This window comes from Paenalcaligenes hominis (assembly GCF_041359055.1).
Classification (GTDB): domain Bacteria; phylum Pseudomonadota; class Gammaproteobacteria; order Burkholderiales; family Burkholderiaceae_B; genus Paenalcaligenes; species Paenalcaligenes hominis_A.
In genome coordinates, this window is record NZ_JBGJKZ010000002.1 from 183,953 (window position 1) to 209,689 (window position 25,737).

Annotated in this window: 22 protein-coding genes; 13 read left to right on the forward strand and 9 right to left on the reverse strand. The window is 46.9% G+C overall.

Annotated elements, in window-relative coordinates; translation table 11 throughout:
- The first annotated feature begins 185 nt into the window (after positions 1 to 185).
- Together ACBP46_RS04730 and ACBP46_RS04735 are read left to right on the forward strand one after the other, a co-directional pair.
- The gene (locus ACBP46_RS04730; RefSeq protein ID WP_371015594.1) at positions 186 to 395 is read left to right on the forward strand and encodes a CsbD family protein; all 210 of its coding nucleotides are present in this window, start codon (positions 186 to 188) and stop codon (positions 393 to 395) included.
- 175 nt (positions 396 to 570) lie between these two features.
- Positions 571 to 1,482 (forward strand): hypothetical protein, encoded by a 912-nt coding sequence (locus tag ACBP46_RS04735; RefSeq protein ID WP_371015595.1) that lies wholly within the window; start codon positions 571 to 573, stop codon positions 1,480 to 1,482.
- 75 nt (positions 1,483 to 1,557) lie between these two features.
- Here the strand turns inward: ACBP46_RS04735 and ACBP46_RS04740 are convergent, their stop codons facing one another.
- Positions 1,558 to 3,624: a catalase gene (locus ACBP46_RS04740; protein WP_371015596.1), complete on the reverse strand. Its 2,067-nt coding sequence runs from the start codon at positions 3,622 to 3,624 to the stop codon at positions 1,558 to 1,560.
- A gap of 184 nt (positions 3,625 to 3,808) precedes the next feature.
- Between ACBP46_RS04740 and ACBP46_RS04745 the strand changes: the two genes are divergently transcribed.
- The gene (locus tag ACBP46_RS04745; protein ID WP_371015597.1) at positions 3,809 to 4,024 is read left to right on the forward strand and encodes a DUF2945 domain-containing protein; all 216 of its coding nucleotides are present in this window, start codon (positions 3,809 to 3,811) and stop codon (positions 4,022 to 4,024) included.
- Positions 4,025 to 4,061: 37 nt separating this feature from the next.
- Here the strand turns inward: ACBP46_RS04745 and ACBP46_RS04750 are convergent, their stop codons facing one another.
- The 4 genes from ACBP46_RS04750 to ACBP46_RS04765 form a co-directional block, all read right to left on the reverse strand.
- The gene (locus ACBP46_RS04750; protein WP_371015598.1) at positions 4,062 to 5,855 is read right to left on the reverse strand and encodes an ABCB family ABC transporter ATP-binding protein/permease; all 1,794 of its coding nucleotides are present in this window, start codon (positions 5,853 to 5,855) and stop codon (positions 4,062 to 4,064) included.
- 198 nt (positions 5,856 to 6,053) lie between these two features.
- The gene (locus tag ACBP46_RS04755; protein ID WP_371015599.1) at positions 6,054 to 6,443 is read right to left on the reverse strand and encodes a DUF1971 domain-containing protein; all 390 of its coding nucleotides are present in this window, start codon (positions 6,441 to 6,443) and stop codon (positions 6,054 to 6,056) included.
- Positions 6,444 to 6,536: 93 nt separating this feature from the next.
- Positions 6,537 to 6,962 carry an OsmC family protein gene (locus tag ACBP46_RS04760; protein ID WP_442512687.1) on the reverse strand — a complete coding sequence of 142 codons (426 nt, stop codon included), beginning with the start codon at positions 6,960 to 6,962 and terminating at the stop codon, positions 6,537 to 6,539.
- A 226-nt stretch (positions 6,963 to 7,188) separates the two neighbouring features.
- Complete coding sequence (locus tag ACBP46_RS04765) at positions 7,189 to 7,626, reverse strand: PACE efflux transporter (RefSeq protein ID WP_371015601.1); 438 nt, start codon at positions 7,624 to 7,626, stop codon at positions 7,189 to 7,191.
- Between the two features lie 268 nt (positions 7,627 to 7,894).
- Here ACBP46_RS04765 and ACBP46_RS04770 point away from each other — a divergent pair, with 268 nt between their 5' ends.
- From ACBP46_RS04770 to ACBP46_RS04815, 10 genes are all read left to right on the forward strand, one after another.
- Positions 7,895 to 8,284, forward strand: coding sequence for a diacylglycerol kinase (locus ACBP46_RS04770; RefSeq protein ID WP_371015602.1), 390 nt, complete (start codon positions 7,895 to 7,897; stop codon positions 8,282 to 8,284).
- A gap of 252 nt (positions 8,285 to 8,536) precedes the next feature.
- Entirely contained in the window at positions 8,537 to 10,078 is a 1,542-nt protein-coding gene (locus ACBP46_RS04775; protein ID WP_371015603.1) for a BcsE family c-di-GMP-binding protein, read from the forward strand.
- A gap of 175 nt (positions 10,079 to 10,253) precedes the next feature.
- Positions 10,254 to 11,918: a cellulose biosynthesis protein BcsG gene (gene bcsG / locus ACBP46_RS04780; RefSeq protein ID WP_371015604.1), complete on the forward strand. Its 1,665-nt coding sequence runs from the start codon at positions 10,254 to 10,256 to the stop codon at positions 11,916 to 11,918.
- Positions 11,915 to 12,097, forward strand: a complete 183-nt coding sequence (bcsR, locus tag ACBP46_RS04785) for a BcsR/BcsP family cellulose biosynthesis protein (RefSeq protein WP_371015605.1) — start codon at positions 11,915 to 11,917, stop codon at positions 12,095 to 12,097. The genes bcsG and bcsR overlap by 4 nt, the downstream gene beginning before the upstream one ends.
- Positions 12,094 to 12,819, forward strand: coding sequence for a cellulose biosynthesis protein BcsQ (bcsQ, locus tag ACBP46_RS04790; RefSeq protein WP_371015606.1), 726 nt, complete (start codon positions 12,094 to 12,096; stop codon positions 12,817 to 12,819). The genes bcsR and bcsQ overlap by 4 nt, the downstream gene beginning before the upstream one ends.
- A 10-nt stretch (positions 12,820 to 12,829) precedes the next feature.
- A complete protein-coding gene (gene bcsA / locus ACBP46_RS04795) occupies positions 12,830 to 15,448 on the forward strand; it encodes a UDP-forming cellulose synthase catalytic subunit (protein ID WP_371015607.1) in 2,619 nt (872 codons plus the stop codon).
- The gene (gene bcsB / locus ACBP46_RS04800; RefSeq protein WP_371015608.1) at positions 15,438 to 17,723 is read left to right on the forward strand and encodes a cellulose biosynthesis cyclic di-GMP-binding regulatory protein BcsB; all 2,286 of its coding nucleotides are present in this window, start codon (positions 15,438 to 15,440) and stop codon (positions 17,721 to 17,723) included. The genes bcsA and bcsB overlap by 11 nt, the downstream gene beginning before the upstream one ends.
- Positions 17,716 to 18,837 (forward strand): cellulose synthase complex periplasmic endoglucanase BcsZ, encoded by a 1,122-nt coding sequence (bcsZ, locus tag ACBP46_RS04805; protein WP_371015609.1) that lies wholly within the window; start codon positions 17,716 to 17,718, stop codon positions 18,835 to 18,837. Before bcsB ends, bcsZ begins: the two co-directional genes overlap by 8 nt.
- Entirely contained in the window at positions 18,819 to 22,049 is a 3,231-nt protein-coding gene (locus ACBP46_RS04810) for a cellulose synthase subunit BcsC-related outer membrane protein (RefSeq protein ID WP_371015610.1), read from the forward strand. Before bcsZ ends, ACBP46_RS04810 begins: the two co-directional genes overlap by 19 nt.
- A 114-nt stretch (positions 22,050 to 22,163) precedes the next feature.
- On the forward strand, positions 22,164 to 22,568 hold the full coding sequence (locus ACBP46_RS04815; protein WP_371015611.1) for a carboxymuconolactone decarboxylase family protein: 405 nt from the start codon (positions 22,164 to 22,166) through the stop codon (positions 22,566 to 22,568).
- Between the two features lie 99 nt (positions 22,569 to 22,667).
- On the opposite strand, the gene ACBP46_RS04820 is transcribed toward ACBP46_RS04815, so the two are convergent.
- The 4 genes from ACBP46_RS04820 to soxZ are packed head-to-tail and all read right to left on the reverse strand — an operon-like array spanning position 22,668 to position 25,728.
- Positions 22,668 to 23,687 carry a YeeE/YedE family protein gene (locus ACBP46_RS04820; RefSeq protein ID WP_371015612.1) on the reverse strand — a complete coding sequence of 340 codons (1,020 nt, stop codon included), beginning with the start codon at positions 23,685 to 23,687 and terminating at the stop codon, positions 22,668 to 22,670.
- Between the two features lies 1 nt (position 23,688).
- Positions 23,689 to 24,996, reverse strand: coding sequence for an NAD(P)/FAD-dependent oxidoreductase (locus ACBP46_RS04825; RefSeq protein WP_371015613.1), 1,308 nt, complete (start codon positions 24,994 to 24,996; stop codon positions 23,689 to 23,691).
- On the reverse strand, positions 24,993 to 25,343 hold the full coding sequence (locus tag ACBP46_RS04830) for a c-type cytochrome (protein WP_371015614.1): 351 nt from the start codon (positions 25,341 to 25,343) through the stop codon (positions 24,993 to 24,995). The genes ACBP46_RS04825 and ACBP46_RS04830 overlap by 4 nt, the downstream gene beginning before the upstream one ends.
- Before the next feature lie 58 nt (positions 25,344 to 25,401).
- Positions 25,402 to 25,728: a thiosulfate oxidation carrier complex protein SoxZ gene (gene soxZ, locus ACBP46_RS04835; RefSeq protein WP_371015615.1), complete on the reverse strand. Its 327-nt coding sequence runs from the start codon at positions 25,726 to 25,728 to the stop codon at positions 25,402 to 25,404.
- Positions 25,729 to 25,737 lie beyond the last annotated feature (9 nt).

Here is a 25,737-nt window from a genome sequence, read left to right on the forward strand (position 1 = left end):
CAGCGATTTTCCCCAGAGGGAGTCTCAAGCTAAGCCTAAGCCGTCTTAGTATGACGGATACTAGAGTTTCAAATCGTTTCAACCTGAAGCGCTTTTTTCTAATCAAATCAAAGTATTGTAAAAATATAACGAGAAAAAACTGTATTTCAGCAGTCCATGTTTTTCACTTTTTGAAGGAGTTCATCATGAACGAAGATATCGCGAAAGGAAATTGGAAACAGTTCAAGGGCAAAGTTAAAGAGCAGTGGGGCAAGCTAACCGATGATGACATTGATGTGATTGCTGGTAAGCGCGACCAACTTCTCGGTAAATTGCAAGAGCGCCAAGGCTTAGCCCAAGACGAAGCTGAAAGACAAGTGTCAGAGTGGGAGGCTCGACACAATTACAAATGGTAGGTTTGATTGGTGTTAGAAAACAGGCCTTTTTAGGCCTGTTTAAACACATGCTCTTGGGGTAAGAAAGCAGCGATTTTATAAATCAGAACTCTTACTCCAGTTGTTAGTTTTATGAGCTCTACGTGGGTGTTGTTTTTTATGGTGAGTGAGATGTAAATAAACAAAGGGAGCTGTTATGCAACGAACCGTAGCTATTACTGAGCCTGTACCAGGTCATCCTTCATACCTCAACCCAGTCCACGGGTTAAACCAATCCGCTGTGTCGTGGGCAGCTATTATTGCAGGGGCTGTGATTGCAGCCGCATTAACGGTGACACTTCTTATAGGGGGAACGGGCTTAGGCTTTTTAGCTGCTTCTCCTTGGCAAAACGAGGGCGCTTCCGGTGAAACCATTGCGATTGGGACCATTGTTTGGCTTTTTGTGACCCAAGTGATTGCTTATGGTATTGCAGGTTATGTAGCGGGGCGTCTGCGCACCAAATGGGCTGATACGCATGTTGATGAAATTTATTTTAGAGACACCGCACATGGTTTTTTAGTGTGGGCACTGAGCTCTATTGTAGGGGTTGTGTTGCTTAGTTCTGCTACGGCTTCCATCGTTTCAGGTACAGCAAAAGTAGGTGCTTCGGCTGCTGGGGCCACAGTGGGTGCAGTGGGGGCGGCAGCGGCTCCAGCGCTTCAAGATAGCGACACGTTTTCGTTGGATTACTTTACCGATACCTTATTACGGCCTCAAGACCCTCAACTGCGTTATGAGCAGTCAAGTCCACGCGATGAGGTTACCACTATCTTGAGTCGTGGCATGATGCAAGGACAGCTGTCTGCCGAGGACCAGGATTATTTGGTTAAAGTGGTGGCAGATCGCGCTGGGGTAAGCGAGGACGAGGCCAAAACGCGCATCCTACAGGTAACAGAGCGTGCCCAAAAAGCGGTGGATGAGCTTGAGCTTAAAGCCAAAGAAGCCGCTGACACTACCCGTAAGGCTGCAGCGACCTTTGCGTTATGGTCCTTTGTATCCTTGTTATTAGGTGCGTTTGTAGCCAGTTTTGCCGCTACCATTGGTGGTAGAACGCGCGATAAGGTCTAACTGTTTCCTCTTAGGCAATTCATAGCCACAAATAAAAAGCTGCTGATTTATCAGCAGCTTTTTCCCTAGTGAAAATTAAGATTGGGGCACGCGCTCCCACAATCGATCAGACACTTTGCTTAATAAGGCGTTGGCGTCAGTGACCTCAACGGTAAACGCATCAGTTTGAAGTTGCTGGTTTTCTAATAAAAACAAGCCGCCATCTGTATATGCAATAGCTTTGCAGTGGTTATACGCATCGGAAACAAAGTCTTGGACAGGTTTACGTTTAGCTAAACGCTTGGCTTCCTTAGGAGTCATAATTAACGCTACCGCATCAAATAATACCGATGGAGCACCCTCGATTTTTTCATCGGCTTTTAAATGACTGCCATCGTTTAGGGTGACGCCTCCTACTTTTTCTGCCAGCACTTTATGCATCACCTTTGCTTTATCTAGGGCGTGTTGCAATTGCTGAACGGTTTTTTGATCGGCCCCTTCACTCACTAGCAGAGCCACACAGCGTCCAGCAGCAGAGCCGCCATGTTTTAAAATAGATAAGGCATCAGAAGGGGGCATGTCAATGGGTTCTTTGGCGGCAGGGACGGGTTCGGGCAGAGCTAGACCTAAACCATCGGCCACCGCTTGGGCCAATTCCGTGTCCACATTCAGGAGTTGCCCAAGCATACGTAATCGCACATGCTCTAGCTGTACTTTAGACAGCTCAAACACAAAGCCGGCAATAATATGTGCTTGTTCGGTAGGGGTTTGGGAGCGATAAAACAGCCGCGGTTGGGAAAAGTGGTCGGCAAACGTGTCAGCCCGAACCCGTAACTTTTCGGTAGGCGCTATATCGTGTTGTGCCACTGTGGTGAAACCTTGGTCAGATGGACGTGGGCCCGTATCTTCACCGACTTCATCTAAACTATTTGGCTCATAGGTGGCACGCCCTTTGAACACATGAGTTTGCATCATGCCATCACGCTGAAAGTTATGCATGGGGCACTTAGGTGCATTAATAGGTATTTGGTGAAAGTTAGTTGTGCCTAGACGAGATTTTTGGGTATCCATATAGGAAAAAAGTCGCCCTTGTAATAGGGGGTCGTTGGAAAAATCAATACCTGGCACAACGTTAGTGGGCAGGAAAGCCACCTGTTCCGTTTCCGCAAAAAAGTTGTCGGGGTAACGATCCAGCACCATACGACCAATGACTTTGACTGGGATGTCTTCTTCAGGAATGATTTTGGTGGCATCGAGCACATCGTAAGGCTGCTTATCGGCCCATGCTGTGTCGAAAACTTGAATGCCCAGTTCCCATTCAGGAAAGTGACCCGCTTGAATGGCTTCGTACATATCACGACGTAGGTAATCAGGATCTGCCCCTGAGATCTTGACCGCTTCATCCCACAGAGTGGATTGCAAACCTTGTTTTGGTTTCCAGTGAAACTTAACAAAATGCGTTTCGTTTTTCTCGTTGACGAGCATAAACGTATGCACCCCAAACCCTTCCATGGTGCGAAAGGATCGCGGCAGAGCACGGTCAGACATTAGCCACATTACCGTATGAGTGGATTCGGGCATGAGGGAAACAAAATCCCAAAAGGTGTCATGGGCAGAGGCGGCTTGGGGAAAGCCTCGATCCGCCTCGGGCTTTACGGCATGAATTAAATCAGGAAACTTCATAGCATCCTGAATAAAAAACACGGGCATATTGTTGCCCACTAAATCCCAGTTGCCTTCGTTAGTGTAAAGTTTGACAGCAAAACCACGTACATCTCTTGGGGTGTCTTTAGAGCCCTTAGAGCCAGCAACCGTAGAGAATCGACAAAACACAGGAATACGTTCGCCTTTTTTCTGAAATAAAGAGGCTTTGCTTAATTCGGGAATAGGGTGGGTACATTCAAAGTAGCCATGTACGCCTGTACCCCGCGCGTGCACAATACGTTCTGGGATACGCTCGTGATCGAAATGAAAGATTTTTTCTCGTAAGACAAAATCCTCAAGAAGTGTGGGGCCACGTGTGCCCAACTTTAATGAGTTTTGGTTATCGGAAATAGGTACGCCGTGATTGGTGGTTAATGGACAGCCTCCTCGCTGTTGGGTTTCACCACCGGAACCTTGGGGAAGTGCATTGTGGGAAGAATTTGACGTATGCTTAGTCATAAAGAGCTCCATCTGAAAAGAACTTTTATAAAATGCAACGGGGCCAACAAAATGCTTTTATTTTTAATCACTTATCAGTGTAGTGGAGGCTACAGACCCGCATAGGTAAGCGTCTGATAAAGAAAGTTACTAAATCACGATTAAGCAGTAATGAACGAATGAATTAACACATACGAGGTGAATCATGACCAAACTATTTCAGGTAGGCGATCACGTTAGTTGGAATTCAGAAGCAGGGCGTGTGAGTGGCGTAATTATTAAGATACACACCAGCAACTTCCCGTACAAAGGCTATACACATCATGCCTCCGAGGAGGAGCCGCAGTATGAAATTAAAAGTGACAAAACAGATCACATTGCGGCCCACAAAGGTAGCGCATTACGCAAACTAAAAAAATAAATTCTAGACGCGTTAGGGCTTGTTGCCTAACAACAAACTACGCATCCGCGGCGTCGTGCTGCTGCCACCATAATCGTGCGTAATAGCCGTCTAAAGCCAGTAGCTCGCTATGGGTGCCGCTTTCCACCAACATGCCTTGATCCATAACAAGAATTTGATCCGCATCGCGTATGGTCGATAAACGGTGGGCGATGACCAAGGTCGTTCGTTGTTGGCTAACGGCATCAATGGCTGCCATGATGGCTTGTTCAGAAACAGAGTCCAGCGAAGAAGTGGCCTCATCCAATATCAACAGGGGCGGGTTTTTAAGTAAAACTCGAGCGATGGCAACACGTTGTTTTTCACCACCAGACAGTTTTAGACCGCGTTCACCGACTTGGGTGTGGTAGCCATTAGGCAGATGCTGTATGAATTCTTCGAGGTGAGCTAGCTTAATCGCGTGTTCGACCTGGGCAGTAGTGGCTTGGGGGCACCCGTAGATTAAGTTGTTATAAAGACTATCGTTAAATAACACGGTGTCTTGGGGCACAATACCTATGGCAGTGCGTAAACTGTCCTGAGTAATGGTGCGAATGTCTTGTCCATCAATACAAATAGCGCCGCTATCTACATCATAAAATCGAAATAAAAGACGCGCTAAGGTAGATTTACCTGCCCCACTAGTACCTACTACTGCTACTGTATGGCCGGCGGGGATACTGAAACTGATGCCTTTTAAAATAGCCCTGTCGCTACGGTAACCAAAGCGCACATTTTGAAAACGGATGTCTCCGGCTTTAATCACTAAAGGCTGCGCATTTGGCGCGTCTTTAAGCTCAGGTTCGGTTTCTAACAGCCCAAACAGACGCTCTACATTAACTAAGGATTGGCGGATTTCTCGGTACACAAAGCCCAAGGCGTTTAAAGGCACAAACAGTTGAATGAGGTAGGCATTAACCATAGTGAAGTCGCCTAAGCTCATGGTGCCATTTGCGACTTCACGTACTGCCATACTCATCATGACTATCAGCGATACGCTAATAATAAAAGCTTGGCCCGTGTTTAAGGCTGCCATGGATAGGCGATTTTTTAGTCGCGCTTTTTCCCAAAGCTGTAGGCCTTCGTCATAATGATTGGCTTCAAAGCTTTCGTTATTGAAATACTTCACCGTCTCGTAGTTCAATAAGCTATCGATGGCACGAGAGTTAGACTGGTTATCGCGCTCGTTCGCCTCGCGCACAAATGGGGTACGCCACTCTGTTACCACAATAGAAAACAATACATACAAGCCAATCGCGGCCGCAATTACCAACACATAATGGATATTAAAGGCCACGAATAAAACACCAGCGACCAGAACAATTTCAAGTAAAGTAGGAACAATATTAAAGAGTGCAAACCGTAATAAAAAGCTGATTCCAGTGGTGCCACGCTCTATGTCGCGGGCTAGTCCGCCTGTTTTTCTATCTAAATGAAAAGCCAGGTGCAGTTGATGTAAATGGTTAAAAACACGTAAAGACACACGGCGCATAGCACGCTCTGCTACGCGCGCAAAAACAGCATCGCGCAGCTCATTAAAAAAAGTGCTACCAAAACGCAAAGCGCCATAGGCTACCACCAACGTTAAGGGCACCCAGAGCACCAGCTCGGTCCCCGAGCGATGGTCTAAGTAATCAACAATATATTTCAGTGCAATAGGTGTAGAAACAGTGGCGACTTTAGCCAAAATCAACATGGTCATAGCAAAAAAGACACGACCACGGTATTCAGCCAGATAAGGCCAGAGCCCAGCAATAATTGCCCAGTTTGACTTCTTAGGCGTAGGGGAAGATTCATGAACAGAAGGGGGCACGCAAACTCCAAAAAGCCATCAAATAAAAACGCAAAGTGTACCGCATCCCTTGCTAAAGGTCTTGGCGCTTGGGTTTGAGTGGAGGTTGAGTAGCGGCTCTATAGACGTTGGCCTGCGGAACACCTAAGACTGCGTTTTTGTTTTCAGTGTTTTCGCTGCTGCATGAGTTAGAGCCGTACACAGAGTAGAGTAAGCGATTTAACCCACCCCATTATTTTGATCGTAAACCTCTGGAATAATTTGGTTGTGTAGTTTTGAGGTTTTTAGACTGGCTTTGTTTTCGGTGTTAGGGTCAGTCCAAAAATTAATATTGAATTGAGCATCGTCACTAAGCTCGACGCGATGCCAATACTGTGGGGGGCTTACCGCAAACTCGCCAGCTTGAATCACACGAGTTTGTTCGGGGGTGCTACTGGCTTCGTTGGCAAAACCATAGAAAATCACCGTGCCTTGCATCACGCAAATTTGTCCATATACGCCCGCAGCCGTGTTGTGATGGGTTAATAAGGCTTTAGGCACGTTGTCTTTAGTGAAAAAGTGGGTGGAGCGTTTAATTTTCCAATGGCTAGGAATGACAATGTGGCTCATGGTGACTCCTTGGCAGATAAACAAGAGCTACTAAACATTCATAAAAGAACCCCTGTCGCAGTGCAAGTGCCCGTGAAGGGCACCTGACAAGACTTAGTTTTGTAGCGTTGCATCTAAACTGATATTAGCGTTAAGTAATTTAGAAATAGGGCAGCCCACTTTGGCTTTGTTGGCAATTTCATCAAACTGAGTTTGAGTGATGCCAGGAATGCGCGCTGTCATTTTTAAATGCACCGCTGTCACAGCAAAACCGTCGTCTTGCTTTTCTAATGTGACAGTGGCTTGGGTATCGATGCTATCTGGAGTGAAATTTTCTTCGCCCAAAAGCATAGAAAATGCCATAGAAAAACACCCGGCATGTGCAGCACCAATGAGTTCTTCGGGGTTTGTGCCGGGTTGGTCCTCGAAGCGTGTATTAAAGCCATAAGGCGTTTTGTTTAAAGCACCGCTTTCGGTAGAAATAGTGCCTTTGCCTTGTTTTAGATTGCCAGCCCAATGGGCAGATGCGGTTTTTTTGATCATACCTTCCTCTTGAGTCATTAAATAGCACTAGCCAAATGACTAGCGTGTGAGTAAATGCTGCTGTACTGAAAGATACTTGATAAATTCATTCTAACGTAGGAAGGTGAGCCAAGGCTAATCTAAATTTCCCCCTTTTTTGTGCGCTATAAAAAAAGCAGATCCGTTATGGAATCTGCTTTAAATCAAAGGGGGATAACAGGAATACGCAAAACAATAGCAACACTTAGGTGGTTGGCTTGGTATGACTAGGCAAAGTAAAAATCTGGTCAAACAACAACGTAAATAAAAAGGTGTAAATCAAAAAGAACACCATCAATGCAGCCACCATAGTAAAAGCGGTCCATAAATTGACCTGATACCACACCATGTACAAAGGCAAGGTGAAGATCAGTAAACCAGTTTCAAAACCGACTGCGTGAACGGTACGTATGCCCACTGTGCGCCGCATAATTTGATTACGTCGTTCCCATGATTCAAATAATGTGTTGTATACGTAGTTCCATACCACCGCAATCACAGAAACGATGGTGGCCGCAGGAAGGGATTCTTGGGCATCACCACCGCCGATAGACATGAGGACTAAGGTGGAAAAAAGAATTGCAAAGATTTCAAAGAGGGTAACGTACGTAATACGTCGTTTTAACGGGGTTAAGGTAATCAATTTAAACTCCATTGAGCCTTTATGCGGCTCTAATTAAGAGAGCCGGCACGTCCCGGTAAAAAAGAAGATCAAACCCATCTATAGGTTGCAGAGCCACGGTTTACGCCTGCATCAAAAAGTATAGTAAGTCCATTTCGTCTTGTCAAAACCGCTTAAATCCCTGATGGGATTCGCTTTGTTTTTTATTTTTGTAAGTTGATGTAGCAAGATTTGTAATATTAATATCCCTCATTTGGCCGATTTTTTTTTATTTTTTGGTGGTGTATATATGGTGAATCCAAGTCCGTTTCCTTTTAAAAGTCGCGGTGGCTTAATGCGAATTTTTCGAGCTTTTATTTATTCTCTACAAGGCTTAAAAGCCGCATGGCAGCACGAGGCGGCATTTAGACAAGAATGTGTTTTAGCTGTGATTTTGTTTCCTACGGCTTTTTGGTTAGGACGCACACCAGTCGAGGTGTTTTTACTTTGTTTATGTTTGCTTTTGGTGCTGGTTACCGAGCTAATAAATAGCGCTATAGAAGCACTTGCGGACAGCCTGAGTACTGAACACCATCCATTGTTAGGTCGGGCTAAAGACATAGGTAGTGCAGCGGTTTTTCTGACTCTATGCATGGTTATAGGGTGGTGGGGGTGGGTAATAGTAGACCGTTTTTTTTAATTGTTTAGTTTGACTTAGAAAAGGCAACAACAAAAATAAATGCCGCGATTTAGCACTTATTAATTTTAGCCTTAATGATAGAAATGTAGGCCCTGTGGGCTGACTCATAACGAACCTAAGTTGTATGCCGTTTTTGTTACATATTAAAAAGTGTAGTTACTGTAGCAGACGCCTTTTTTAAATTTTGTAATGTGAGTGTAGAAAAGGCTGGCTTCTAAATGTAATTACTCTGCTTCATTGTGAAGGGAGAACATGACAATTAACCCCAACAACTACTTAGTAAGCTGCGGGTTAGGCTTAGCCGCGGTGCCCCAAGAGTACAAACAGGTGCGCTCAGGGTCTGTGTATTGGACTGGTGTTTCTAGCCAAACAGAGGCCGAGTGGTTAGCTGGGAAAACAATAGCTACTGCTCCACCCAAGACCCGCATGCTTCTTTTAGCCGACTCACGGTTGGATGAAATGCTAGCGTATAACTCAATGGATTCCTCCGAACCCATAGAGATTCGCAGTTATCAGGTACGTGGTCATTCTCCTGATGACATGTTGGTGCTGACAAAACAACTAGATCGTGCCGCCCAACCTAAAGCACGGCTGATTATTTTGGTTATGCCTATTACAAAACCCAAGGATTGGCTGCTTAATGCCGAGTCAATACTAACAAAATGGCGTAATTGGGTAGAAAAAAACCAATGTGTAATGGTGGTAGTGGGGTATGGGGCCGAGGTGGCCTCCTTAACTCAACGTTTAACGCCTTATAGTAAATTTCTTGCGGGGCTCGCTTTTTTACAAAAAAATGCACAGCTAGAAATGGAGTATCTAGTTTGGCACTGGCGTAATGAGCTTGGGGTATTTGGACAAGCTCTATTTCAGCTTAATGGGCAAGCCGAGCATTTGCTAGCTACTGATTTACCTCAAACCGCTCAGTCCTTAGCAGCCACACACCCAACGGTTTTCTTACAAAATAGCATTGCAAACCCGTTAGCATTGGTGGGGCGCGAACACTATGAGTGGGTAGCATCGTGGGCGGCATTAGTAGAAAAAGGGCTGAGCGAGCCTAACTCTGCTTTAGTGTTTGCGTTAGAGCACCATCAAGACTTAGAGGAATTAGCGCGTACGTTGTATTACCTACGGCAACAGCGTCAACAAAGCGTGCGTTTAGTGGTAGTGGAAACAGGAGCCCAAGCATTAAGGCGTTCGGAGGTTGAGCTACTGACATTAAGTGGATGTTCTTTAGTTATTCCTAAAGTTGATTTGGCACGGTTTTTTAATTTATTAGAAATACTGCATGCGCAGCCCGATTATTTCCAACTCACTCATGATTTAGACCAAGCTCTGCAGGCTGTACAAGCCCAAGCCATACGAGGTGAGCTTGCGATCCCAGATTTTGTGGCGTATCTAGAAAACGTGTATGGCTTATCCGATGCTCAAGAGCAGCACGGCAGCTTAGTGTTATTGACGCCAGTTGACAGCTTATCTACCTGGCAGTTGTTAGCTCAAATTCAAATGCAGCGCGAGGGAGATGTGGTCTGTGCCACAGCGAAGTGTGTCTATGTGTTTTTATTTGAATGTGAGCCTGCTTTGGTAAATGTCGCTTTAGAGCGGTTACTACGATTACCTCCTGCAGAAGTAGTGATCAAGCACCAGATATTGTTCTTAGCCAGTGATGTGCAACAGGCGTTAGAAAAGCTAAGGCGTGAGTCCGATGAGACCATTGCGATGCCAACGACCACGTTACCGATGACACGCTTGCATCAGGTGTTTCAGCCCGTTCTTAAACCAATTCGCAATACTTAACGCACAGCTATTTCAGTAGTTATGACTTTTTTCTAGGGGCAGTAGCAGGCTTTTTGTTGTTCTTGTCTGGGGATGCTTAGGAGCATGAGCGCTTATTAAATGCTCATTCGGATCATCAAGTGGCACAAAACGTATAAACGGCAATATGTATTTTGCCAAGATTGAGCAAAAACGTATGGATATTAAAACAAGTTATCACCCTAACATTGCCACCAAACGGCCTTTTTTAGTGTGGCGTGGTCTAGGGGCGTGGAATTTCTATTTTATAGCCAAATTTGGGTTGTATTGGGGTGGTTATATTAACTTTCACTTGCTCTATAACAGTTTGTTTGCAGCAGCGCTGCTGGTGCCTTTGGGCCCGCTTTGGTTGCATCGTTTGCGAGCGATAGTAGCCATACCGGCAGGGGTAGCTTTACTGTATTACGACTCTTGGTTGCCACCAATTCGCCGGCTTGTAGAGCAACCTGAGGTACTTGAGTTTTCCAATGCGTATTTAATGGAATTAGTAGGACGCTTTATTAATTGGGATTGGGTGGCTTTTGCTTTTGTGCTGTTAGTGGCTTATTTATTTTTAGCACAATGGCTGCGTGTCACCACCTTTACTGTATTAGCTTTGGTAGGTATTGCGTTCACGCAATGGGGGGGCGTGATATTGCCTCAATTACAGTGGACCCAGGTAGTGCATAGCGCTGCCGCCCCAACTACTGATACACAAATAACCAATGCAGCGCCTGTTTCTAATAAAACCAACTCTACTTCTATCAATGCGCTTTTAAACGCCAAGCTTGAGCAGTTTTACCAATTTGAAAAACAGCGACAGGTGAATTTTGAGTCATTGGCGGCAGATATACCCTTCGATCTGCTGCTTTTAAATATTTGCTCGCTCTCTTGGAGCGACCTTGAGTCCGTGGGTTTAAACCAGCATCCGCTTTTTAAAAAAATGGATGTGATGTTTGAGAACTTTAACTCAGCAACTTCCTATAGTGGTCCAGCGGTTTCCCGCTTAATGCGTGCGAATTGTGGTCAGTCAGCGCATACGGATTTATACGAGCCTGCGGACAAGCAGTGCTCTTTATTTTCAAGCTTAGCCGCTTTGGGGTTTGATACTGAAGCGGTCTTAAATCACAACGGTCAATTCCAAAATTTCATTGAAGACATTACTAGTGAAGGGGCATTTGCTGAGCCCTTAGTGCCGACCCAACTCAGTCCAGTGCTACGCGGCTTTGATCACTCACCAATTTGGAGTGACTACGAGACGTTAAACCTGTGGCTAGACAGGCAAAAGGACAAGGCTAAAACTCAGCCAGCGGCGCTGCTCTATAACAGCATTACTTTGCATGATGGTAATCGTGAGGCGACTGCAGATGGAGGTGGTCGGAGTGCGCCTTACGCTAGCCGTGCTCAACGCTTATTAGATGAGCTCGACAGTTTTATGGATCAGCTGGAGCGTAGTGGACGAAAGGCCATAGTGGTATTTATTCCTGAGCATGGCGCAGCGCTTCAAGGCGACAAAATGCAAATTTCAGGCCTGCGAGAAATACCTACAACAAGCATTACGCATGTACCTGTAGGTGTACGCCTTATTGGCGAAAAAAGCACTGGAGCTAATCCGACCGTACAAATTCAAGAGCCCACCAGTTTTTTAGCTGTTGCCGAGTTAGTTTCACGGCTTATGGAGCAGTCCGTTTTTGATGAGGAGCACATTGATTGGCAAAAACTGACTACAGACCTGCAGCAAACGGCAGTGGTTTCTGAAAATGAGGGCACGGTAGTGATGCAGTCCGAGGGCGTCTCATACGTGCGTTTAGATGGCAAAAATTGGTTGAGGTATCAGCAATGAGTGAGCAGTCCAAACCCCTAATTCAAACTGACGATGGTATTCAAGCATTAGCTCAGTACTTGCATACCGACGATTTCCATTACGAAGACATGATGGCGCAAGAAGCATGGCAACACGCTTTAAAACAGTGGCCTTTATTGGCGGAGTGGCATGCTTGGTCACAAGAGGAGTCCACATGAAGCGCTCTATTATTGTTCTTTCTGGGCTACGGGGTGGTACAGGGACGACCAGTGTCACCGCCATGTTGGCAGATAGTTTGCGTCGTTTAAAACAATCCGTGCTGGTCATTGATTTGAATGAGTCTGATCTATTGCGCTTGCACTTTAATATTCCTTGTGCCGCGCCTCATGGTTGGGCCGCGGTGGCTGATACTCCTCTAGCATGGATGGATCAGACCTACCAGGTTGATCCGTTGCTTTGGGTGCTTCCCTATGGACGCCATGCCTTAGCCCAGCGTGATCTAGATGAGCAGGTTCTACGGCATTGGGTAGCGGCGTTGCCTCAGCAATTACGAACAGTAGAAGGGCTGCCGCAATGGGTTTTATTCGATCTTCCTGCGCATAAAACGGGCTTTGATACGTTATACGAAGCAAGCACCTTGCATTTGCTAGTGGTTGAGCCAGATATGGCTGCGCATATTTTGTTAGGTCAATATGCGTGGCTGAATCAAACCCATATTTTGGTTAATGCTCATAATCCGACTTTTGCTGCTAATGAAGCCGTATTAGTTGACTGGCAGCAACGCTACCGCTCTCGTTTAGTCCCGGTGAATTTACATGTGGATGCACATATAAACGAGGCCTTAGGGCATAAAATGCCAGCGACTACGTATTTTCCTGAGAGTTCAGCTGCCCAAAGTATGCAAAGCGTAGCAACGTGGTGTTTAACGCATCATAGTTAAGGAAAGGGTGATGATTAAGTACTTAGCACGCTGCTTTATTTCTGAGCCCCTTTATCAAGCTGGACGACAGGGTTACGTTCGATGCCGTTATCAGCGTCAAATGGGTGCGCTGACTACCTCGTTTTTTTTATTATTGTTGGGCTTGAGCTATATTTTCTTACGCTTAGAGGGGCCGGCTTGGCAAAGCGTTAAGACGCGTTATGCTCCTTGGTTTACGCACTTGCAGCAGCGGCCTTATCAACCCGCAGACCCAGTACGTTATGTTTTACAAACAATGTGGTTGTGCTTATGGCGCTTGCCGTATCAGTCGCGTATACGGATTAGCCCAGTCCATGGGTTGCGTGCTGTGTATGGGGCTATTAATGTGCGTCGTGATCAGTTTTTTGTTTGGCTAAAACAAAGAGCTCAGCCTTTTTTGCCGACAAAAGTTTCGCCAAACTCGGAACGTAGTGCTTTGCAATCCAGAATGGTTTGGTCTCAAAAGCTAGCGTGGGGCATTGTCCTCAGCGTAGTGTTTATTCTTGCATTACTGCTCATCACACAGCCTTTTAATCTTTTATCTCAGTTAGTGTTTGTGGTGCTGTTGTGGTGCACGGCGTTAGTGATTCGGGACGTATCAGGTCGGTTTTCTACCTTAATGCTGATTGTGTTGTCTTTGATGGTGTCGGGCCGATATATTTGGTGGCGTTATACCTCTACCTTGAACTGGAGCGACAGCAAAGACATTTTTTTTGGTTTGATTTTATTGGCTGCAGAAACCTATTCTTGGACGGTATTGCTTTTAGGGTATATACAAACGGCTTGGCCTTTACCGCGTCAAGTTGCATCGCTACCCAAAAATACAGCGCAGTGGCCCACAGTGGATTTAATGATTCCAACGTACAACGAGGAGTTAAGTGTGGTGAGGCCTACTGTTTATGCTGCTTTAGGCATGGACTGGCCCAAAGACAAGCTACGCATTCATTTGTTAGACGATGGCCGACGTCCTGCTTTTAAAGAGTTTGCTGACCAAGTTGGCATTAACTACCTCACTCGTCCTGATGGCCGCCATGCCAAAGCGGGAAATTTAAATCACGCCTTAACCAAAACAGACGGGGATTTAATTGCTATTTTTGATTGTGATCATGTGCCATCCCGCGCTTTTTTACAATTAACGGTGGGGTGGTTTTTACGAGATAAAAAATTGGCATTGGTGCAAACGCCGCATCATTTTTTCTCGCCCGATCCGTTTGAGCGAAACTTAAATCATTTTGGCACCAAACCTAATGAAAATAGCTTGTTTTATGGGCTAATTCAGACTGGAAACGATTTATGGAATGCGGCTTTTTTCTGTGGCTCCTGTGCTCTATTACGGCGTAGCGCAGTAGAAAGCATAGGTGGGTTTGCCGTAGAAACGGTTACCGAGGACGCGCACACAGCGTTGCGCTTACACCGTAAAGGCTTTAACTCTGCTTATGTGCGTATTCCTCTGGCTGCAGGTTTAGCAACCGAAAGCTTATCGGCACATATAGGTCAACGCATTCGATGGGCGCGCGGTATGGTGCAGATTTTCCGCACCGATAATCCGTTGTTTGGTAAAGGGTTAACCTTTTTCCAACGCATTTGCTATACCAATGCCATGTTGCATTTTCTAGCAGGTATCCCGCGTCTTATTTACCTGACGGCTCCCTTATCGTTCTTAGTGTTTCATGCCTATATTATTTATGCGCCTGCGCTGGTCATTATGTTGTACGTGTTGCCACATATGATGCACGCTGCGTTAACGAACTCTGTTATGCAAGGCACTTATAGGCGATCTTTTTGGGGTGAAATCTATGAAACCGTTTTGTCTTGGTATATCGCCTGGCCTACTACCGTAGCGTTGTTTGCGCCTAGCAAAGGAACATTTAATGTGACAGCCAAGGGCGGGCTAGTCAATAAAAGTTATTTTGATTGGAAAATCGCCTTGCCCTATATGGTGTTGGTCTTGCTCAATCTTATTGGGGTGGGGTTCGGAATTTTGCGGTTTGTGCACGGGCCTGATAATGAAAAAATAACCGTCATAGTTACCTTGCTGTGGGTGCTTTACAACCTGATTGTGCTGGGAGGGGCAGTAGCCGTAGCTGCTGAAAGCCGTCAGGTACGACAAAGTCATCGGGTAGCAGCCTCTATGCCTGTGCATGTGATGGCAGCAGATGGCAGAGCATATGCCGCCACCATGAAAGATTACTCCGACTCGGGTGTAGCGTTACGTTTAAATGGGCCTGTCTCGTTTGTAGTGGGTGAGACCGTGTCGTTGTTGTTGCCTCAAGGGGCGCGTGAGTGTGTTTTTCCTGCCGTCGTGGTCAGACGCACTGACACGGCGTTGGGCTTGTATTTAAACGATTTAACTTTGCAGCAGCAAATTGATTTTGTGCAATGTACTTTTGCACGTTTAGATGCATGGATTACCGCTGGTCAATCATTCACTTTGGATCGACCTATGTCCAGTTTTGGTGATGTGATCAAACTGAGCTTAGTGGGCTATCAGCGATTGGCTGTTTATATGCCATTTCCCTTCAGTTGGGTTTTAAAAGGGGTAGCAAATGCATTCTTATGGCTGGGATCTTTTGTTCCTCGCGCGCATCCGGTAAATAGATATGAAAAATAAATTATATAAAAGCAGTATGGCGCTAATTACAGCACTGTGTGCCAGTTACGGGGTAGTGGCTCAGGATTACATAGAGTCGGTGCCTTTATTAATAAAACCACCTGCAGAACCACCCGTGCATACGGCTATGCGCCACGATGTTTTTGGCTTGCATCAGTTAGCCCAGGGGAATAGTTTTAAACTTTTTGGTATGCGCAACGCGCAAGACCTAGAGTTCACCTTGCGACGAGACCAAGTAGTCAATAGTGCAGAGCTGGACTTGGTCTTCACCCCCTCACCGACGTTATTGCCAACGCTTTCCCACCTAAGGGTGTATTTAAATGATGAACTCATGGGGGTGGTTAATGTAGAAAACGAACTTTTAGGCCAAAAAATTGCCCGTAAAGTGCCATTGGATCCGTTGCTAATGACACGCTTTAATCGGGTTCGTTTAGAGTTTGTTGGGCACTATACGGATGTGTGTGAAGACTTGGCCCATAGCTCTTTGTGGTTAGATATTAGTCGAGAGACACGGATCACTGTTAACCAAGAGCAATTGCCTTTAGCCAATGACCTAGCTTTTTTCCCCGAACCGTTTTTTGATTCGGGCGATATGGACAAGCAAACCATTCCGTTCGTGTTTGCACAAGCGCCTAACAGCACTGAGCTACAAGCTAGCGCTATCTTAGCTTCTTATTTTGGCAAAGAGGCGCAGTGGCGAGACTTGAGTTTTCCTGTGTCGTATAACACCTTGCCACAGCATCATGCCGTGGTGTTTGCCACCAATGACTCCAGGCCTGATTTTATTAAAAACTACCCAGCCGTCACCGAGCCTACTGTAGAGCTGATGGCTGCCCCCAATGATGACACTTATAAAATACTATTGATTTTGGGGCGGGATGAAGCCGATTTAGTCACGGCGGCCTCCGCATTAGCGATTGGAAATTCGCTGTTTAGAGGTCGTAGCGTAAGTATTGATTCCGTCATTGAGGAAGTACCACGTCAACCGTATGACGCGCCGAATTGGGTTGCGACCAATCGGCCAGTGCGTTTTTCTGAGTTAAGTTCTTATCCTGAGCAGTTAGAGGTATCGGGTCTGATGCCTAAACCTATCGATTTAACGATTAACTTACCGCCTGACTTGTTTGTCTGGGGCAATAACGGCATACCCATGGAGCTGAATTATCGTTATGTTGCACCTAGGTCTAGTGATGAATCACGCCTGACGCTCAGTTTAAATAACCAATACATTGCTAGTTATTTACTTAAATCCTCAGATGAGCAAGGAGCATTTACTCAGTTACGTTTGCCGTTACGCGGTAATGAAACCTCTTTAGAAGATGAAAAAATCTTGTTGCCTGCACTCAAAATTGGTTCCAATAACACCATCCATTTTGATTTTTCTTATGCCAGTACTTTAGGCAGTGCACAGCAGGGCACGTGTCAGACCCTGTTACCCATTGATATTCGTGCGGCCATTGATGAGCACTCTGTCTTGGATTTTTCTGGGTATTCGCATTATATTGCCATGCCTAATTTACGGGTCTTTGCCAGTAGTGCTTTTCCTTTTAGCCGGATGGCCGATCTCTCTGAAACCATTGCAGTAGTCCCTGAAAAACCGTCTGCGCTGCAAGTTAGTGCTTTTTTGGAAACCCTCAGTCATATGGGGGCGCAGATCGGGTACCCAGCACTGAAACTGCGTGTGATGTCAGATTGGGAACAGGCAAGCCAACAGGATGCGGATATCTTACTGCTCGGCGATTTACCAGAAGCCATCAAGGTGCGGCCCGATGCTAACTTGCTTATGCAAGACACAGAAAACGGGTTGCGCCAGTCCACTACGAATTACAGCGATAAAAAACGTAAAGAGAACCTGATGCTGTTAGAAAAAGCCGAGGCCGAGGCACAGTCATTGGTGCGTATCCGTGCTTTAGCACCCATGGCTGCACTGGTTGGCTTGCAGTCGGAGCACTTTCCTCAACGCAGTATTGTGGGCTTATTAGCTACTACGGATGAGGACGTGCAGCTTTTACGCGAAGCGTTGGCTTCTTCAGGCAAACGAGCGGTAATGGATGGGTCGGTGGTGTTGATACGGGACTCTGGCGTAGCCGCTCAACATGTAGGGTCTACCTATTATGTCGGTCATTTGGAATGGTGGAAAAAGCTTTGGTACTACTTATCTGATAAACCCTTGCTACTTAGCGGCATCGCTTTTGTGCTCGTCTTAGTAGTTGCCTTGATTTTATGGAGGCTATTACGTCAAGTAGCGCGCAAGCGCTTAGATCAGGATGATTAAGCGCTTAGTGTTAGCAGGCGTGCTATGTGGCAGCAGCTGGCTGCAGGCCCAGCCAAGTGCTTCTTGTGCCGTCTCGTGGCCGGCTTGGGAGCACTTTCAGCAGCAAATGATTAGTGCTGAAGGGCGTGTGATTGATTTTTCTGATGCGCGGCATATTACGACCTCAGAAGGACAAAGTTATGCGTTGTTTTTTGCCTTAATTCAAAACGATAAAACCTTGTTCAGGCGTTTGGTTAAATGGACTGAGGACAACTTAGCGCGTGGCGACTTAGCGGCTTATTTGCCCGCATGGTTATGGGGGCGAACCGAGGCTGAACAATGGGGCGTACTGGATCACAACTCCGCTTCAGATTCTGATTTATGGATCGCTTATACCTTGCTCGAAGCTGGGCGTTTGTGGCAAGAGCGTCACTATACCGTTTTAGGTCATTTGTTATTGCAGCGTATTGCCAATGAGGAAATTGTAGAGCTTCCTGCGTTTGGGCCAGTATTATTGCCCGGAAAATTCGGATTTAATAAGGAAGGCACATGGCGTTTAAATCCAAGCTATGTGCCACCCCAATTGGTATGGCGCGCGCAGCACGCTTTACCACAGAGTGTATGGAAAGAGCTTGCCCAGCGTTTGCCCGATTTTCTTATCCACACAGCGCCATTGGGTGTGGCACCGGATTGGGTGACTTGGCAAGATCACCACTGGACGTATGCTTCTGAGGCCGAACAAATAGGAAGCTATGACGCAATTCGAGTGTATTTATGGATAGGGACCTTAGCGTCTAGCCCGCAAGCTGAGCTATTACAACAACATTTTAAACAGGCTTTACCATATTTAGATTATCAGGGGCTGCCAGCAGAGCGAGTTCAAGTTAGTGACGGCGCAGCCACAGGACCTGGGCCTATTGGCTTTTCTGCTGCGTTGTTGCCCTTATTTAAATCTACTGATTTTGGTGCCGCCCAAGCTGCGCGTTTAAAAGACGTACAGTGGGATCAACTGGGTTACTACAATTTCATGTTGTATTTATTTGGTCAAGGGTGGGAAGAACAGCGTTATGTTTTTGATGCCGAAGGGCATGTGATTCCATACTGGGTGGACTGTCAATGCGTCAATATACATTAGTGCCTTTACTGGCAGGCTTATTAGTCAGTGTGGAGTTAGCTCGGCCGGTGTGGGCTGTTCCTGTTAGTGCTGCTGAGCAGCAGTTAATTCATCAAATTAAACAAGGTGAGGCGCTATTTAGGGATGACATTGTTAACGATGCCGTTCAGCGTTTATATCGCGTTAGCCCCCAACACCCCCAAGGGCTTTTGGCCGAATTGCGATTGGCGCTTCGCTTAGATCAGCTTGAGCAAGCTCAAGCTAAACTTGCTCAGTTGCAGCAGTCAGCACCCAGCTCAGAGGAGTACGCTGATGCTAATTTACTGATGAGGCTGACTGACCCCAAACAGGAAGTCGAGCTGGCACAAGCACGTTTATTAGCGCGCGCTGGGCAGTATGTTGAGGCGCGAGAACGCTATGATCGATTGCTTCAAGGCCGATACCCTACGCCAGAGCTAGCACAAGAATACTGGCAGATACGGGTAGGCCAAACAGCAGATTACACGACCGCTATTAAAGCCTTAGAGCGCTCACTGCAGAAGTTTCCACGTCATGTGGGTTTGTTACGTAGTTTAGTGAGTTATTCTTTTGCAGAAAATAACCCCGACGCTGCCTTGCATTATTTGCATCAACTGGCAGAAAGAAGTACGGAGCGACAGTGGGCTGCTAATCGGGAGTATGAGTACCTAAGCCGCTTAGCTCTGAGTGATCACAGCCAAGTCTTATGGCAGAGTTTTTTGCAGCGCTATAGCGATTTACCTACTTTTCAAACACGAGCGCAAGAGATAATTGCTACCCAACAAGTCCGGCTGGATGATCCGGCTTGGCGTGCTGGTCAAGCGGGGCTGGTCTCGATTGAGGCTGAACAAAATCCAACAAAGGCGTTGACGCAGTTGCAACAGGCTTTAGGCAAGTACCCCAAGGATGTAGAGCTAATAGGGGCAGTTGGTTTGGCGTATTTAAGGTTAGGCAATCGTCCTCAAGCGCTGCACTACTTTGAGCGTGCCATAACGACTGAGCAAGAAGCTGATCGTAAATCACGCTGGGTCAGTTTAGCCAATGCGACTAGGTTGTGGTTAGTGCTGAGTGATGCCGCAGAAGCAGCCGATCACGAGCAATGGACCAAAGCCCAACAGCTTTATCAGCAGGCTTATCAACGTGAGCCCACTAATATTTTTGCTTTATTGGGGCTAGGGCGTACGCACTTAGCTCAAGGCAATAATGAACACGCTTGGCACTACTATCAAAAAGCCATTCGTTTAGAGCCGTTTAATGAGTCCGTACAGCGGGGCGTGGTGGCCTATGCCGATCAGTTTGCTCCAACGCAAAGTATAGAGATACTTAAACAGTTGCCAGCTACAATGCAAAAACAACCCGTGCTGCGCCAAGCATTACGCCATTATGAATTAGCGCTTTTGGATGAGCGTATTACCCAGGCTCAACAGGCCGAACAGTGGGAACACGCCATTGTTTTGATGCGTCAGGGACAGCAAATGGACTTGGCTAATGCATGGCGTAGTTATGCCTTAGCCGTGGCGCTACGCGATCAGGGGCGTCCAGAAGAAGCGCTGGGCGCATTCAGGGAGCATCACTTATTACATAAAGGCGAGGTCGCCACTCAGTATGCCTACGCACTGTTGTTAACCTCATTAGATCAAGGCCAGCGTGCGCTAAAAGCATTGCGCGAGGTAGAGCTGGCCTTGTGGACTGAACCCATGCATGAACTAGAGCAACGGGTGCAGCAAGCCTTAACGTTGGCCGAGGCGCAACATCGGTATGAGCAAGGCGATACAGCGCAAGCCATTGCGTTATTAGAGCAGCAGCAACCACCCTATAGTGGTGCCTTGTTACAATTAGCAGAGTGGTACTATGAAACGGGGGCGTTTGAGCGCTCCATTCAGGCATACCAAACGGTGCAAACGATGGAGCCTTTATCAGCGAGTAGCTATAGGGCTTTGGCCCGTTCGTGGCAAGCGGCAGCTAAGCCCCCTCAAGATGCCTTGAATTGGTATGCCCAAGGTATGGTCGCGGCCAACTTGTTGCCCGCAGAGGCTTTGCAACCGGAGCGTGATGATGTGGCTTTTACACGCGCTATGCGCTTAGAGGACAATGACGACTGGCTAGCGCGGGGTTTACGCACTGAAGCCGATGCCCTCTATCAACAACAAAACCCCACCATTCGTATTCATAATGACCATTGGTGGCGTCGTGACGGTACGCCGGGCATTTCAGAGCTCACAGCGAATACCACCATTGTGCAAGCAAACTACCCCATTAAACATGGCAGTGCTTTTATTAGGGCCGATCATGTGCGTATGGATGCGGGCCGACTCGGGCCTGATGCCGATGGTGTTTATCGCGGGGAATTAGGCACTTGCGCTTCAGGCACAACCGCTGCGTGTAAAGACGGTTTTAAACAACGAGCTCAAGGCACTAGTGTTGCAATTGGTTGGGCGAGCAAAGACCTAAGCTTTGATTTAGGCACCACTCCTTTAGGTTTCCCTGTTTCTAGTTGGAGCGGTGGTCTGAGCTATTCTGGGAGCTGGCGTTCTACAGGGTGGCGCATCACGGCATCGCGACGTCCTATGTCTAATTCTGTGTTGTCTTTTGCAGGCATTAAAGACATAGGTACTGGAGTGAAATGGGGCGGCGTTATGGCTACCGGCGCTGCATTAAGTCTAAGCTGGGATCAGGGCGAAGCCAATGGTGTCTGGGCTGATTTAAGTCATCATGTGCTTAAAGGTAAAAATGTACAAACCAATCAACGTAGCCGCGCGATGGGTGGATATTATCGTCGTTTGATTAATAAAAATAACGAGTTATTGTCAGTGGGTGTGAATGCTATGCACTGGCGCTACCAAAAAGGCTTGGGTGGCTATGGCTTCACAGAAGGAGGCTATTACAGCCCTAAACAGTACAACTCCATTTCTTTGCCCGTGCGTTATGCAAAACGGACTGCAAATTGGTCTTTTGTCATTGAAGGTGGGGCGTCTTTATCTAGTGCTAAAAATCATCAAGGTGAAACCAGTCGTGGTTTAGGTTACACCCTCAGTGGTGGGGTAGAGCGTCGTTTAAATAAACATTGGGTGCTGGGGGCTGGTTTGGACTTGCAACACAGCAAAGATTACGCACCTAGCCGTGGCATGCTGTATTTACGTTATACCTTTGAGCCGTGGCAAGGTAGTTTGCCTTTAGGCTTAGATGCCTTAACGCCTTACGCTGATTTCAAATAATTATTTATTGTTTTTGAACAGGTTGCTGTAATAAGCACCGCAGCAGCAGGATGTATTCAGTGGATGAGGCATTTGTTAAGATCTAGGTTTGGACCATTTTTAGTGATAAGAACGATGACAAGTGATAAATACCAGAAAGGGTTGAATAAACTCAAAGAGCTTACTGTGCCCACGCCAGACAACGAAACTGGTCACATGGATATTGGTGCCGGTTTTAAAGACGTAGCACCTGACTTAGAGCGTTGGGTGGTGGAGTTTGCTTTTGGTGATGTTTATGATCGACCTGGCTTAGACAACAAGCAAAAAGTGCTAACCACTATTTCTGCTTTGGTTGCCCAAGGCACACCTCAAATCGGTATGCACGTAGTAACGGGTTTAAATGTAGGTCTGAGCCCCAAGGAAATCGTAGGCTGTATTATGCATTTAATTCCTTATGTGGGCTTTCCCCGTGCTTTAAATGCACTACGAGTGGCTCAAGAGGTGTTTGCAGAGCAGGGTGTACGGGTAGAGCCTGCTTAGCTTTTGGGGGTGCAGTCAATCCGCTCGCAGTAGGAAACCACCTAAGCGACTCAGGCGCGGCTTAAAGCAGCCCCTGAGCGCTGCAGGGGTCTCCATTATTTATGCAGACGAGGAGGTTGAGCCCAGTTGATGCAACCATGCGCCTAGGGCAATGCAGGCTAAGCTCAGCATTGAGCTATAGGCCAAGGTGGAAATACCGCTTAGACCTTGGCCTATGGTGCATCCCACTGCAAATACACCTCCTATTCCCATCAGTGCACCGCCCACAATCGCGCGTGCTAACTGTGCTGTATTAGTAAAACCTTCCCATTGAAAACGGCCACGTACTAAAGCGCTACCTAGCGACCCTAGGACTAAGCCTAGCACCACTAACAAAGCAAATTTTGCCTCCATTCCTGTAGCCAACATGCTGTATTGGATGCTTTGGCCTACAGGCACCACAAAACTGAGCGAGCTTAAAGGTTGGGGGTCAAACGGGTCTGCACCCCACCAGCCCGTGCTTAGCCAGCCTAAAGTGATTAATAAACCTATCACAGCAGCGCCAATCAAATCACGGTTTCGAGTAGGTGTAGCCGGGGCACGCCAGACATATCCCAATAAAAGCACAACAAGCAAAGCTATCCATAGCCATGACCAAGGCAAAAGACTGAGACTGTTTTGCTTGAGTTGCACAGCAGTGGCTGCGCTTACAGCATGACGTAAAGGCGCAATGAGTCCGGTCAGTGTCATCAGTGCTGTAATGCCCAAACTGCCTAAAACCACTAGCGATCGTAAATTGCCTTGACCAAGCAGAACTAGGGCACGTGCACCACAGCCATTTGCTAAAGCCATTCCATACCCAAACAAGACACCACCTAACGGCAGTAACAACCAGGAAAAGGTAGGGCTGCGATAAGTGGACTGGCTTAGATCAACCCAGCCCAAGGCTGCACTAAGCTGCGTACCTAGTATGGCTACACTCAATGCCAAAGCAAAACTAGGCAACTGAACGCCTTCTCGGTGACTCCAGCGTTGTTTAAGACCACGGTAAAAACAAAACCCCGTGATCTGTGCTGTTACGCCAAAAACCAAACCAATACTAAGTCCTAATAGCAGAGATAAAGAATGCGGCGTATCCACTTTATTGAGCCTTAGCTAAGGGAGAGTTCCAAATGTCTTGGGTGATAGCTTTATACCAGGCTGCACCGTAGTCGGCTTCTTTTTGCCTAAATTCAGCAGAAGCATCTAAAGGGCTTACTCCCCCTGATGTTTCTATTACCTGCGTTTCATCGGCTACATAGGCGTTCGCCACTGAAATGCCATGCTGCGGAGCAATCAAGCTGTAGCATGTATTGGCATAAAAAGCCTGCACTGGATCTAGACCGAGCAAGTCATTGACCATAGCCGTGGCAGCTATCTTGGCTTGGGCATTCGCCGAAAATCCGGATTTGGGCATGGGTGAAGCAATGCTGGCATCTCCTACCACATACACATCAGCCACTTGTTGGGATTCAAAGCTGCTTGCATGAATGGGGGCCCACCCACTGTTATCTGTTACGCCGGCTTGTATGGCAATCGCTCCGGCTTGTTGGGGCGGAATTACATTAAGCACATCGGCCTGATGCACGGTGCCAAACTCGGTTTCGACTTGCAGCTGAGTGGCATCAACACGGATCACTTTACCGTCTTGAGAAAAAGGAACCCATTCGATCATTGACCCATAATGTTGCTCCCAACCTTGTTGAAATAAAGCTTGCTTAGAAAACGCATCTTTTGCGTCTAAGATCAGTATTTTAGAGCGAGGTTTATGCTGTTTAAAATAGTGAGCAATCATACTGACGCGTTCGTAGGGCCCAGGAGGGCAACGAAAAGGGTTTTCTGGTGCTACTAAAATAAACAGACCGCCATCGGGCATGGCTTCAAGCTGCTTTTTTAGCAGTTGGGTTTGGGGGCCAGTCTTCCAAGCATGCGGAGCCCGTAAGCTAGCGGCTTCGTCATAGCCTTCTAAGGCATTCCATTTCATGTCAATACCAGGGGCTAAAAGCAGCTTGTCGTAACTTACCGCCGCGTGCTTGGCCAAATGTACGCTTTTTCGCTCGGTATCTACGGCTGTGGCTACGTCTGAGATAATACGAATGCCTTGAGCCTCTAGGTTAGAAAAATCATGACCTATTTCGTCAAATGTTTTTAAACCACCTAGGTATAAATTACTAAACGGACAGGTGTAGTAGTGTGCGTGCGGCTCAATGAGGCTAACCTCGGCCTGAGGTAAGCGCTGTTTGATATAGCGGGCAGCCGTCGCACCACCAAAACCACCACCCACAATAACAATACGGTAATTAGGGCTTTGGGCTAAGCTAGGTGCAGAGATTAAAGCAGCCCCTGCCACAGCACTGCAGCCAAGCCCTTGTAACCATTGACGTCGTTTAGGATTCGTAATGGAACTCATGGCGCTACTCCTGCTTTAGTGGCTGGGTCTATTTCAGAAAAATAGTGTGCTAAGGCACTCAGTTGTTCATCACTCAAATCTGCTACCAAACGGTTCATTACCGTGGTATGAGCGGGAGGGTTGTTTTTGAATGCGTGCAGCTGTTGGCGTAAATGGGCCTCAGGCTGGCCGGCTAGCGAGGGAATGGCTGTGGTGGAGCGACCAGCGGGGCCGTGGCAGTTAGCACAGGCAGCCGCCAATACGCTCACATCAAATGTACGCGCTGTTGACTGCGCTGAGGCAGCTGTAGCGAACGCAAACACCATGATTCCCACCACTTTGTATGCCAAAGTAGTATATGGTTTCATAAGAATAGGTAGTAAAAGTAAAGCAGTTAAACGGTGTGTTGGATGGTTTGCAGTCCATTTAGGCGCTTAGAGTGAGTTCCGTGCTGCCTTGTATGATCTCACCGTCGTCGTCTTCCCATGTGAGTAGTAATTCGCCAGAGGCAAATGCTATAAAAGTGAACTCTATGTAGGGATTTTGCGAAATAGCGGTTTCAGGAAACCAACTAAAAAGCAACTCGTCATTTAGGTGCGCTTTAAAGGTATGGATGATATTGCGTGAAATAGCACTACCATCGGCATTTTGCCTAAAACCACTTTCCATACGGTGTTCAATTAATGCTCGCACACGCACAATTTCGCCTTGTTTGGGTGAGGCATTACTAATCCAAATACGGGGTTTACTCATGGGTTGCCT

Excerpts from the sequence above, each read along its gene's own strand:
- bcsR (WP_371015605.1), top strand. The coding sequence starts at position 11,915 with ATGAGTGAGCAGTCCAAACCCCTAATTCAAACTGACGATGGTATTCAA.
- bcsA (WP_371015607.1), top strand. The coding sequence starts at position 12,830 with ATGATTAAGTACTTAGCACGCTGCTTTATTTCTGAGCCCCTTTATCAA.
- ACBP46_RS04770 (WP_371015602.1), top strand. The coding sequence starts at position 7,895 with ATGGTGAATCCAAGTCCGTTTCCTTTTAAAAGTCGCGGTGGCTTAATG.
- ACBP46_RS04830 (WP_371015614.1), bottom strand. The coding sequence starts at position 25,343 with ATGAAACCATATACTACTTTGGCATACAAAGTGGTGGGAATCATGGTG.
- ACBP46_RS04775 (WP_371015603.1), top strand. The coding sequence starts at position 8,537 with ATGACAATTAACCCCAACAACTACTTAGTAAGCTGCGGGTTAGGCTTA.
- ACBP46_RS04825 (WP_371015613.1), bottom strand. The coding sequence starts at position 24,996 with ATGAGTTCCATTACGAATCCTAAACGACGTCAATGGTTACAAGGGCTT.
- ACBP46_RS04755 (WP_371015599.1), bottom strand. The coding sequence starts at position 6,443 with ATGAGCCACATTGTCATTCCTAGCCATTGGAAAATTAAACGCTCCACC.
- ACBP46_RS04740 (WP_371015596.1), bottom strand. The coding sequence starts at position 3,624 with ATGACTAAGCATACGTCAAATTCTTCCCACAATGCACTTCCCCAAGGT.
- ACBP46_RS04745 (WP_371015597.1), top strand. The coding sequence starts at position 3,809 with ATGACCAAACTATTTCAGGTAGGCGATCACGTTAGTTGGAATTCAGAA.
- soxZ (WP_371015615.1), bottom strand. The coding sequence starts at position 25,728 with ATGAGTAAACCCCGTATTTGGATTAGTAATGCCTCACCCAAACAAGGC.
- ACBP46_RS04815 (WP_371015611.1), top strand. The coding sequence starts at position 22,164 with ATGACAAGTGATAAATACCAGAAAGGGTTGAATAAACTCAAAGAGCTT.
- bcsZ (WP_371015609.1), top strand. The coding sequence starts at position 17,716 with ATGATTAAGCGCTTAGTGTTAGCAGGCGTGCTATGTGGCAGCAGCTGG.
- ACBP46_RS04810 (WP_371015610.1), top strand. The coding sequence starts at position 18,819 with ATGCGTCAATATACATTAGTGCCTTTACTGGCAGGCTTATTAGTCAGT.
- ACBP46_RS04730 (WP_371015594.1), top strand. The coding sequence starts at position 186 with ATGAACGAAGATATCGCGAAAGGAAATTGGAAACAGTTCAAGGGCAAA.
- bcsB (WP_371015608.1), top strand. The coding sequence starts at position 15,438 with ATGAAAAATAAATTATATAAAAGCAGTATGGCGCTAATTACAGCACTG.
- ACBP46_RS04735 (WP_371015595.1), top strand. The coding sequence starts at position 571 with ATGCAACGAACCGTAGCTATTACTGAGCCTGTACCAGGTCATCCTTCA.
- bcsQ (WP_371015606.1), top strand. The coding sequence starts at position 12,094 with ATGAAGCGCTCTATTATTGTTCTTTCTGGGCTACGGGGTGGTACAGGG.
- bcsG (WP_371015604.1), top strand. The coding sequence starts at position 10,254 with ATGGATATTAAAACAAGTTATCACCCTAACATTGCCACCAAACGGCCT.